The sequence below is a fragment of the Actinoallomurus sp. NPDC052308 genome (assembly GCF_040679195.1).
Classification (GTDB): domain Bacteria; phylum Actinomycetota; class Actinomycetes; order Streptosporangiales; family Streptosporangiaceae; genus Actinoallomurus; species Actinoallomurus liliacearum.
In genome coordinates this window covers 59,661-70,946 of the sequence record NZ_JBFAUM010000037.1, presented here as the reverse complement: position 1 = coordinate 70,946, position 11,286 = coordinate 59,661, and the positions used below count along the sequence as shown (strand labels likewise).

At 75.2% G+C, this 11,286-nt stretch carries 4 protein-coding genes; all 4 read right to left on the bottom strand.

Annotated elements, in window-relative coordinates; translation table 11 throughout:
* On the bottom strand, positions 1 to 7,858 hold a 7,858-nt coding region (locus tag AB0L00_RS41725), incomplete at its 3' end, for an amino acid adenylation domain-containing protein (protein WP_364443247.1).
* A 6-nt stretch (positions 7,859 to 7,864) separates the two neighbouring features.
* Positions 7,865 to 8,203 carry an acyl carrier protein gene (locus AB0L00_RS41720; protein ID WP_364443245.1) on the bottom strand — a complete coding sequence of 113 codons (339 nt, stop codon included), beginning with the start codon at positions 8,201 to 8,203 and terminating at the stop codon, positions 7,865 to 7,867.
* A 47-nt stretch (positions 8,204 to 8,250) separates the two neighbouring features.
* Positions 8,251 to 9,990 (bottom strand): fatty acyl-AMP ligase, encoded by a 1,740-nt coding sequence (locus AB0L00_RS41715; protein ID WP_364443244.1) that lies wholly within the window; start codon positions 9,988 to 9,990, stop codon positions 8,251 to 8,253.
* 13 nt (positions 9,991 to 10,003) lie between these two features.
* A complete protein-coding gene (locus tag AB0L00_RS41710; RefSeq protein WP_364443243.1) occupies positions 10,004 to 11,284 on the bottom strand; it encodes a glycosyltransferase in 1,281 nt (426 codons plus the stop codon).
* Between the last annotated feature and the right edge of the window lie 2 nt (positions 11,285 to 11,286).

Sequence of the window (11,286 nt, the reverse complement as noted above, 5' to 3'; positions counted from 1 at the left end):
TGCGGGCCGCCTGTGCCTCGAACAGGTCCGCCAGCGTCACCGCCGGTACCGGACGGGCCGTGTCGTTCCACTCCTCCAGCACCCGCCGCCGCTCGGTGTCGTCGAGCAGGTCGATGGCGCCGATCCGGGCGTCCGGGTCGGCGGTGACCGCCTCCAGCAGCCGGACGAAGCGGGCCGCGATCCGTTCGGCGGTTCCGGCGTCGAACAGGTCGAGGGCGTACTCGAGGGTTCCGTCGAGCCCGGCCGGGCCGCCGTCGGGCGCCCGGCGTTCCTCGAGCATGAGGTGCAGGTCGAACTTGGCCACACCGGCGTGCACGGGTTCGACGGCGACCTGGACGTCGGGCAGGTCGACGACGGCCCGCTCGTTGTTCTGGAAGGCGAGCATGACCTGGAACAGCGGGTGCCGGGCCATCGACCGTTCCGGCGCGACGACCTCGACGAGGCGCTCGAAGGGAAGGTCCTGGTGCTGGTAGGCGGCCAGGTCCGTCTCGCGCACGCGGGTCAGCAGTTCGGCGAACGACGGGTCGCCGCCCGTGTCGGTCCGCAGGACGAGCGTGTTGACGAACATGCCGACGAGGTCGTCCAGCGCCTCGTCGGTGCGCCCGGCGATGGGCGATCCGATCGGGAGGTCGGTGCCCGCGCCGAGCCGGGTCAGCAGCGCGGCGAGGGCGGCCTGAGCGACCATGAACGCGGTCGCGCCGTGCTTCCGCGCCAGGGACTCGAGGCGGGCGTGCAGCGCGGTGTCCACGTCGAAGGCGACGGTCGCCCCGCGGTACGACGCGCGCGCGGGCCGCGGCCGGTCGGTGGGCAGCGCGAGCCGGTCGGGGAGTCCGGCGAGCGCCTCGCGCCAGTACGCGACCTGCCGCCCGATGAGCCCGGAGGGGTCGTCGTCCTCCAGCAGGGCGCGCTGCCAGAGCGCGTAGTCGGCGTACCGCACGGGCAGCGGGTTCCACGAGGGCGTCTCGCCTTGGGCCCGCGCGGCGTACGCGCCGATCAGGTCGCGGGCCAGCGGGGCGAGCGACCAGCCGTCGCAGGCGATGTGGTGCACGACGATGAGCAGCAGGTGCTCGTCGGCGCCGAGCGCGTACAGGTGCGCGCGCAACGGCGGCTCGACCGTGAGGTCGAAGCCGCGTGCGGCGTCCGCCGCGACCCGCTCGTACAGTTCCGGGGTCTCGGTGACGTCGACGACCGTCAGTTCGGGCGCCATGCCGTCGACGACGAGCTGGTACGGCGTGCCGCCGGAGACCGGGAAGACGGTCCGCAGCGGCTCGTGCCGTTCGGCGAGGTCGCACAGCGCGATCCGCAGGGCCGCCTCGTCGAGCTTGCCGGTCAGCCGCAGCGCGATCGGGAGGTTGTAGGTGCCGGACGGCTCGTCCTCCATGCTGTCGAGGAACCATTGCCGCTGCTGCGCGTACGAGAGCGGGACGATCGGCGGGTGGTCCACGGGCCGCAGCGGCGGCCGGGCCGCGCCCGCCGTGTCGAGCGTCCGCAGCAGACCGGCGGGCGTGGGCGCCTCGAACAGCGCCCGGATCGCCGGCTCGACGCCGAACGCCGACCGGATCCTGCTGATCACCCGCGTGGCGAGCAGCGAGTTGCCGCCGAGGTCGAAGAAGCCGTCGTGGACGTCGACCCGCTCCACGCCCAGCACGTCGGCGAAGATCCCGCAGACGATCTCCTCGGCCGGGGTGCGCGGCGCGCGGGACGGCGTCGTGGCGGACGTGTCCGGTGCGGGCAGGGCCGCCCGGTCGAGCTTCCCGCTCGGCGTGAGCGGGAACGCGTCGAGGACGACCACGGCCGACGGCACCATGTGGCCGGGCAGCCGGTCGGCGGTGAACTCCCGCAGCTCGGCCGGGTCGCCGTGCCCGGTGACGTACGCGACGAGGCGCCGGTCGCCGGGGCGGTCCTCCCGCAGCACGACGACGGCCCGGCCGACCGTCTCGTGCGCGCTCAGCACGGCCTCGATCTCGCCGGGCTCGACCCGGAACCCGCGGATCTTGAGCTGGTGGTCGGTGCGGCCCAGGTACTCGACCTGGCCGTCGGCGGTCCAGCGGGCGAGGTCGCCGGTCCGGTACATGCGGCCGGGGCCGAACGGGTTCGCGACGAACCGTTCGGCGGTGAGGTCCGGCCGGTCGTGGTACCCGCGCGCCAGACCGCCGGTCAGGTACAGCTCGCCGGGCACGCCGGCCGGTACGGGGTTCAGCCAGGCGTCGAGGATGTACGCGCCGGTGTTGGTCAGCGGCCGGCCGATCGGGACGGTCCCGTCGGGGTCGCCGTCGTCCTCCCAGGCCAGCGCGTACACGGTGGCCTCGGTGGGGCCGTAGATATTGGCGATCCGGGTGCCCGGCAGCGCGGCCCGCGCCTCCCGCAGCAGCGTCGGCGTCAGCGCCTCGCCGGCCAGCGCGAGGGTGCCGGCCTTCGGCCGCGCCCCCTCCGCGAGGACGGCGGCCAGCGCGGACGGCACCGCGCAGATCAGGCCGACGTCGACCGGCCGGTCCAGCAGGGTCAGCAGGTCCGGGACGATCTCGATGGAGCCGCCGGCCAGGAGCGGGACGAGCGTGTCGAAGACGGAGACGTCGAAGTTGAGCGACGTGGCGGCCAGCACGCGGGACAACCGGTCCCGCCCGAAGTCGCGGACGGCCCAGTCGACCAGGTCGACGACTCCCCGCTGCGGGACGACGACGCCCTTGGGCCGCCCGGTCGAGCCCGAGGTGTAGATCAGGTACGCGGCGTTGCCGGGCCGCGCCCGCAGCGCGGCGTTGCCGGGCCGCGCTCGTCGTACGCCCGGCGCGTCTCCCCGCCGGCCGGGCGGCACGCGGGGCAGGTCCCGGGGCAGCGCGGTGTCCTCGTGGGCGATGACGCAGGCGGGCCGGGCGTCGTCGAGCAGCAGCGCGATCCGCTCGGCCGGGTGGCCGAGGTCGATGGGGACGTAGGCCGCGCCCGCCTTGAGCACGCCCCACAGCGCGACGATCAGCTCCGCCGAGCGCGGCAGCGCGACGGCGACGAAGTCCTCCGGGCCGACGCCGCGCGCGGCGAGCGCGCCCGCCAGCCGGTCCGCCCGCGCGTTCAGCTCCGCGTACGTCAGGGTGACGGAGTTCGCCGGGTCGAGCACCGCGACGGCGTCCGGGGTCCGGGCGGCCTGCTCGCCGAACAGCTCGGCCAGGGTCGCGGGCGGCACCGGCCGGGCGGTGCCGCCCCAGTCCTCCAGGATCCGGCGGCGTTCGGGCTCGTCCAGCAGGTCGATCGTGCCGATGCGGGTGTCGGGGTCGGCGGCGACGGCGGTCAGGAGACGGTCCAGGCGCGCGGCGATGGCCTCGGCGGTCGCCGCGTCGAACAGGTCCGTCGCGTACTCCAGCGCGCCCGCCCCGCTCGCGTCCAGGTCGAGCAGCAGGTCGAACTTGGCCGTCCCGGACTCGAGGGGCCGGATCCGCGCGGTCAGCCCCGGCAGCTCCACCTCGACCTGGCCGGTGTTCTGGAAGGCGAGCATGACCTGGAACAGCGGATGGCGGGCCAGGCTGCGCGGCGGGTTGAGGATCTCCACCAGGCGTTCGAACGGCACGTCCTGGTGCTGGTAGGCGGCCAGGTCGGCGTCGCGCACCCGCCCGACGAGCTCCCGGAACGTCGGATTTCCCGCGGTGTCGGTGCGCAGCACCAGCGTGTTCACGAACATGCCGACCAGGTCGTCCAGGGCCTGGTCGGTGCGCCCGGCGATCGGCGTGCCGATGGGAACGTCGGTCCCGGCCCCGAGGCGGGTCAGCAGCGCGGCGAGCGCCGCCTGCACGACCATGAACACGCTCGCGCCGGTGGCGCGCGCCAGCGCGGCCAGCCGCTCGGCGTCCAGCCGTACCGGCACCCGCCCGCCCGCGTGGGACGCCTCGGCGGGGCGGGGCCGGTCGGCCGGCAGGTCCAGGCGGTCCGGCAGCCCGTCGAGGGTCTTCCGCCAGTAGGCGACCTGCCGGGAGATCAGGCTGTCCGGGTCGTCCTCCGCGCCGAGCAGATCCCGCTGCCAGAGGGCGTAGTCGGCGTACTGCACCGGCAGCGGTTTCCCGGCGGACGGCCGGCCCTCGGCGCGGGCGGCGTAGGAGGCGACCAGGTCCCGCGCCAGCGGCGCGAGCGACCAGCCGTCCGTCGCGATGTGATGGAGCACGACCAGCAGCACGTGCTCGTCGGGCCCGGCCGTGTACAGGCTGGCGCGGATCGGGATCTCGGTCGCCAGGTCGAACCCGCGCCGGGCGTCCCGCGCGAGCGCGGCCTCCAGGTCCGCGGGCCGGATCACCGGCAGCTCGGGCCGTACGTCGTCCAGGACGACCTGCCGTGGCTCCCCGTCGGCCTGCGGGTAGACGGTCCGCAGCACCTCGTGCCGCACGACGAGGTCGGTGAGGGCCGACCGCAGCGCGTCGGCGTCCAGGCGGCCGGTCAGGCGGAGCGCGACCGGCATCGTGTAGGTCGCCGCGTCCCCTTCGAGGCGGTTCAGGAACCACAGCCGCCGCTGCGCGTACGACGGCGCCGCCCGGTCCGGCCGGTCGCCGGCGGGCACCAGCGGGGGCCGGGCCGGCGCGGACGCGTCCAGCGCGGCGGCGAGCCCGGCGACGGTGGGCGTCTCGAACAGCGCTCGGACCGGGATCTCCACGCCGAGGACGGCGCGGACGCGGGCGACGACGCGGGTGGCCAGCAGTGAGTCCCCACCCAGCTCGAAGAACCCGTCGTCGACCCCGACGACCGGCGTGCCCAGCACCTCCGCGAAGACCCCGCACAACACCTCCTCGACCGGCGTCCGAGGGCCGCGCGACGACGCTCCGACCTCCGGCGCGGGCAGCGCCCGGCGGTCGAGCTTGCCGTTGGGCGTCAGCGGCAGCGCGTCCAGGCGTACGACGGCCGAGGGGACCATGTGCGCGGGCAGGGCGTCCCGTACCCGCTCCCGCAGCGCGGCGGGGTCCGCGTCGCGGCCGGTGACGTACGCGACGATGCGGCGGCGCCGGTCGTCGTCCGGCCCGTCCTCGCGGACGACGGCCGCGACCTCGTCGACGGCCGGGTGGGCGGCGAGGACGGTCTCGATCTCGCCGAGCTCGATCCGGAAGCCGCGCACCTGCACCTGGTGGTCGGCGCGGCCGACGTACTCCAGCCGGCCGTCGGCGTGCCGGCGGGCCAGGTCACCGCTGCGGTACATGCGGCCGGGCCCGTACGGATCGGCGACGAACCGTTCGGCCGTCAGGTCCGGGCGGCCGAGGTACCCGCGCGCCAGCCCGGCCCCCGCGACGTACAGCTCGCCGGTCACGCCGGGCGGCACCGGCCGCAGCGCCGCGTCCAGCACGTACGCCCGCAGGTCCGGGATGGCGTCGCCGATCACGCTGCCGGAGCCGGTCGCGGCGCCGGCAGCGTCCAGCGGCGCGTACGTGACGTGCACCGTCGTCTCGGTGATGCCGTACATGTTGACGAGGACGGGCGCGTCGTCGGCGTGCCGGGAGTACCAGTCGGCGAGGCGGGACGGGTCCAGCGCCTCGCCGCCGAAGATCACGTACCGCAGCGCCAGGTCGCGGCTCTTGTCCCGGTCGGCGCGCATGAGCTGGCCGAACGCCGACGGCGTCTGGTTGAGCACGGTGACGCGCTCGTCGTCGAGCAGGCGCAGGAAGTCGTCCGGCGAGCGGCTGACGTCGTACGGGACGACGACGAGACGGCCGCCGTACAGCAGGGCGCCCCACAGCTCCCACACCGAGAAGTCGAAGGCGTAGGAGTGGAAGAGCGTCCACACGTCCGACGGCCTGAACCCGAACCAGTGGTCGGTCGCGTCGAGCAGCCGCACGACGTTCGCATGCGGGACGACGACGCCCTTCGGCCGCCCGGTCGACCCCGAGGTGTAGATGACGTACGCCGGGTGCTCGGGCCGCAGCGGCACGACGGGGTCGTGATCCGGGGAGCCGGCGAGCAGGTCGTCGTCGAGCACGACCCCCTCGACGCCCGCGGGCGGCCGCACGCCGGGGGCGGTGACGACGAGGGCGGGCGCGGCGTCCTCCAGCATGGCCGCGATCCGGCCGGCCGGATAGTCCGGGTCGATCGGGACGTACGCGGCGCCGGACTTCAGCACGGCGAGGATCGCGACGACGAGGTCGGCGGACCGGGGGAACGCCAGGGCGACGAGCCGTTCCGGGCCGGCGCCGCGCGCGATGAGCAGGTGGGCCAGCCGGTTCGCGCGGGCGTTCAGCTCGGCGTACGTCAGCGACGTGCCGGCGTGGGTCACCGCGACGGCGTCCGGACACCGCGCGACGCGGTCCGCGAACAGCCCGGGGATCGTCGCCCGGCGCATCACCGGGACCGTCCCGCGCGTCTCCGGGGTCGCCTCGGACGTCTCCGGGGCGACCCCGAGTGTGGCCGGGACCGCCTCGAGTGTGGCCGGGACCGCCTCGAGCGTGGTCGGGACCGCCGCGCGCGTCTCCGGGGTCGCCTCGGACGTCTCCGGGACCGCCTCGAGCGTGGCCGGGACCGCCCCGGGCGTCTCCGAGATCGTCGCCTGGCGCGTCCGGATCGTCTGCGGGCCGCCGGGGACGCGTTCCTCGGGGAGCACGACGTCGAGCACGCCGATGGGGCGGTCCGGGGCGGCGGTCGCGAGCGTGCGCAGGAAGTTCAGGAGGCGCGCGTGGTGGGCGGTGGCCTCCGTCTCGGTGTACCGCTCCGGGTGGGCGTCGACGTCGACGCGCGTTCCCTCGCCCGCCACGCCCTCGTACACGTTGACGGCGAGGTCCTCGACCGGGCCGGTGGTCAGCACGTGCGGGACGCCGCGGTGCCCGGCGAAGTCCAGGTCCTGCTCGAACCCCATGATGTTGATCAGCGGGCCGTACAGCGGCCGGCCGTCGAGGAGGCCGAGGTCGCGGCGCAGGTCCTCCAGGCGGTACCGCTGGTGCCGCAGCAGCCGCCCGACCTGCTCGGTGACCTGCGCGGTCAGCGCGCGGACCGAGTCGGCGGGCCGTACGGTGAGCCGGAGCGGCAGGACGTTCGACAGCATCCCGGGCGTGCGGCGCGCCGCCGGGGTGGTCCGCGCGGTGACGGCGAGGCCGAGCACGACGTCGGAGACGCCGCACAGACGCGCGGTGTAGGCCGCGGCGGCCGCGATCGTCAGGCCGGTGAGGGTGGTGCCGAGCAGCCGGGCGGCCGACGTCAGCGCGTCCGCCTCGTCCGGGCCGAGCCGGCCGGACGCCCGGTGGAACCGCGCGGACGGCCGCACGCCGTGCGCGGGGCGGACCGCGAGCGACGGGGGGTCGGGCAGGCCGGCGCAGCGCTCCAGCCAGTACGCGCGGTCGCGCGCGAACCTGCCGGAGGCGCGGTACTCCACGTCCTCGGTGAGCAGGACCTCCAGCGAACCCAGCGTTCCCGCGCCGTGCGGCCGGCCGTCGGTCATCGCCGTGTACACCTCGGCGAGCCGCCGGGTGATCAGCGGGCCGCTGTAGCCGTCGACGGCGAGGTGGTGGCAGCGCAGGTACCACAGGTGACGGCCGGCGCCGAGGCGCAGCAGCGCGTTCCCGAACAGCCGCCCGCCGACGAGGTCGACCGGGGTGGCCGCGTCCGCGCGCATCCACGCCCGCGCGGCCGCCATCGGGTCGGCCTCGCCGCTCAGGTCGACGATGGGCACTTCGACCGGGGCGGCGTCGAGGACCTGTCCCGGCGGGCCGTCCCCGGCGGTCTCGACGAGACGGACGTGCACCGCCTCGACCTCGTGCGCGCAGGCCCGTACGGCGGCGGCGAAGACCTCCGGGTCGACCGGCCCGTCGATCTCGATGTACTGCGCGACCTGGACGGGGGCGTCCGGGTTCAGCAACTGGGCGTACCAGACGCCGCGCTGCGCCGCCGACAGCGGCCAGGGTGTCGTCATGGAGGGTCAGGCCGGGAGGTCGGTCGGGGTCGGTTGGTCGGGGAGGACTCGCAGGTCGGTCGGGGTCGGTTGGTCGGGGAGGACAGCGTCGGGTGCGGGGCGGTCGCCGACGCGTTCGCCGAGGTGGGCGGCGATGGCGTCGATGGTGGGGTGGGTCCAGGCGAGGGTCGGTTCGACGTCGAGGTCGTACTCCGCCTCGATGTCGCCGCACAGGCTGATCGCGTACACCGAGTCCATGCCGTACTCGGCGAGCATCGCCGACGGGTCGATGTCCGCGGGGGGCCGTTCGAGGTATTCGGCGACGCGCTGGGTGAGCCAGTCGCGGATGAGCGTTTCGCTGGGCATGGGGGCCTCCGTAAGGTCGTGCGCCGGGTGCGGGGGAGTCCGGCCGGTCAACCGGCGGCGGGCCGGTCGACGAGGGCGCGCAGCTCGGGTTCGAGCTCGGCGTGCAGGGGGTCGATCCGGTCGGCCAGGAACATCTCGCGCATGCGCCGCCGCTGGATCTTGCCGCTGGTGGTCTTGCCGACGCCGCCGCGCGGGACGAGGACGACGTTCATCGAGGGCAGCCCGAAGGCCCGGGCCAGTTCCCCCTTGATCCGTCTGGCGAGGCCCTCGTACGTGAGGTCGCCCAGGTCCGCAGGGCGCACCTCTTGAATGAGCACGACGTGCTCGCGCCCGGCCTCCACGCCGAACGCGGCGGCGGCGCGCGCGGCGGGGTGGACGTCGCGGCTCGCCTCCTCCACATCCTGTGGATAGATGTTCCGGCCGTTGACGATGATCAGGTCCTTCAGCCGGCCGGTGACGTACAGCTCGCCGTCGCACAGGAAGCCGAGGTCCCCGGTGCGCAGGAACGGCCCCTCCCCGGTGGACAGGCGCGCCCGGAAGGTCTCCTCGGTGGCCTCGGCGCGCTGCCAGTACCCGAGCGCGACGCTGCCGCCCGCGACCCAGATCTCGCCGATCCGGCCGTCGGGCAGCGGTTCGGCCGACTCGGGGTGGACGATCCGCACCGTGAGGTCGATCGGCCGGCCGCACCCGACCAGTTCGACGCCGTCGGCGCCCGGTTCGGCGCGGTCCTGTTCCAGCGCGGCCGGGTCGAACCGGCCGACGACGGGGCCCCGGCCGCGCCCGGTGCCGGTGACGAGCAGCGTCGCCTCGGCCATGCCGTAGCCCGGCGCCCAGGCCTCGCGCCGGAACCCCAGGTCGCCGAACCGCCGGACGACCTTGTCGAGGGTGGAGGTCCGGACGGGCTCGGCGCCGTTGAGGGCCCAGGCGAGCGAGGACAGGTCCAGGTCGGCGAGCTGCTCGTCCCCGGCGCCGCGGACCAGCCACTCGTAGGCGAAGTTCGGCGCGACGGTGTACTGGGCGCGGTACCGGCTGATCATCCGCAGCCACAGCACCGGCTTCATCACGAAGGACACGGGCGAGGTGAAGACCAGGCTGCCGCCCGCGTACAGCGGCTGGAGGAGCAGCCCGATGAGCCCCATGTCGTGGTAGTGCGGCAGCCAGCCCGCGCCGATCCCGTCCTCGGGCCGGCCGATGACCGAGTAGATCTGCGCCGAGTTGTGCAGCAGGTTGCCGTGGGACAGCAGCACGCCGCGCGGCTCGCTCGTGGACCCGGAGGTGTACTGCAGGTACGCCGGGGTCCCCGGCTCCAGGTCCGCCGGCATCTCCCACGCGTCGGGGTCCGGCATGGTGGTGGCGTCGGTGGCCACGCACGTCACCCGGCCGTCCAGGCCCGCCTCCCGCAGCCAGGCGGTGAGCAACGGCGCGTTCGCCGTGTCGGTGAGCACGATCCGGATGTCGGCGTCCTTGATGATGCCCGCCGCGCGTTCGAGGGCACGCGGGTCGGTGGACGGCAGCGGCGACGGCACGGCGATCACCCGCGAGTACAGGCAGCCGAGGAACACGCGGAGGAACTCCAGCCCCGCCGGGTAGAGCAGCAGCGCGGCCTCGCCGCTCAGCCCGGCCTGGGCCAGCCACGCGCCCGCCGACCGCGCGCGGCCGTCCAGCTCCGCGAACGTCGCCCGCTCGAGCTCGACGAGCTCACCCTTGTGCTCGTCGACCAGCGCGTACCAGCGGTCGTCGCCGAAGCGCGCGACCCGGGCCCGCAAGTGGTGTACGAAGCTCGTCATCGACCGTCCCCGCTCATTCCATGGTCCGCGGCCGCCCCGGGCCGCTGCCGGCCCGCGGGGTCTCCTCGACCCCGTAGGCGTCCTCCAGCGCGGCGCAGGCGCGGCCGACGCCGTCCTCCGCCGCGATCCGCCGGCCGAGCTCCGCCGCCCGGCGCCGCATCGCCTCGTCTCCCGTGGCCGCGGCGATCCGCGCGGCGAGCGTCTCCCGCCCCAGCCGCTTGATCGGCAGCGGGGCCGGACCGGCCCCGAGCGCCGCCACCCGGCCGCCCCAGAACGCCTGGTCGCCGAAGAAAGGGCAGATCACGGCCGGGATCCCGGCCCGCAGCGCGGCGGCGGTGGTGCCCGCGCCGCCGTGGTGCACGGCCGCCCGCACCCGGGGGAGCAGCCAGGAGTGCGGCACATCCCCGACCACCAGGACGTCGTCGTCGGTCGGCCCGTCCTCCCCGAGCGCGAGGATCCCGCGCACGCCGGCGGCGCGCAGCGCCCCCCGTACCGTCGTGAAAAGCGCCTCCGGGTCGGGAGGCGTCATGCTGCCGAACCCGACGTACACCGGGGGCGGGCCCGCGGCGAGGAAGTCCTCGAGCCGCGGGTCCGGCGTCCAGGAGGGCTCGTCGAGAAACCAGTAGCCGGTGACGCGGACGTGCGGAGGCCAGTCCGGTGGCCGGGGCACGACGGCCTCGCTGAAGCAGGCCAGCACCGGGACGTCCCGTACGGTGCGGATCGGGCCGCCCAGCGGGAGTTTCGGCAGCGCGAGCGTGTCGCGGCGCCAGGTGTTGAGGATGGGCCGGGACAACTGCCAGGCGAGCTGCTCCACCAGGTGGTAGCTCAGCCGGTTCGCGCCGCCGGCCCGGGACACCAGCGGGTGCGGGAACGCGTTCGTCGGTTGGCTGGGCTGAAAGTGGATCAGCGCGTCGTCGATGCCGAGGTACTCGGCGAGGTGGTGCCCGACGAAGCCCAGCGTCGGGAAGATCAGCAGGTCGGCGTCCTTGCAGCCGGACAGGATCTCGTCGAGCAGCATCTCCGCCATCGGCCGGATGACGCGCCGGAAACCCGTGACGAAGCGCACCGGGTTGCGGCCGTCCCGCAGCCAGTCGCGGACCTCTTCGGTCTCCATGAGCCGGGCCGGGTCGACGGACAGGACGGAGGTGTCCAGTCCGGCGGCGAGCGGCTCGTGACCTGCCGCGACGATCAGCCGGACGCCGTGGCCGCGTTCGGCCAGGCCGCGACCGAGCGCGACGCAGGGCTGAACGTCGCCCCGCGAGCCCGCCGCGAAGATGACGATGTCACGCCGCACCG

Bases quoted from the DNA above. Each gene is read 5' to 3' on its own strand.
- AB0L00_RS41720 (WP_364443245.1), bottom strand. From the start codon at position 8,203: ATGCCCAGCGAAACGCTCATCCGCGACTGGCTCACCCAGCGCGTCGCC.
- AB0L00_RS41715 (WP_364443244.1), bottom strand. From the start codon at position 9,990: ATGACGAGCTTCGTACACCACTTGCGGGCCCGGGTCGCGCGCTTCGGC.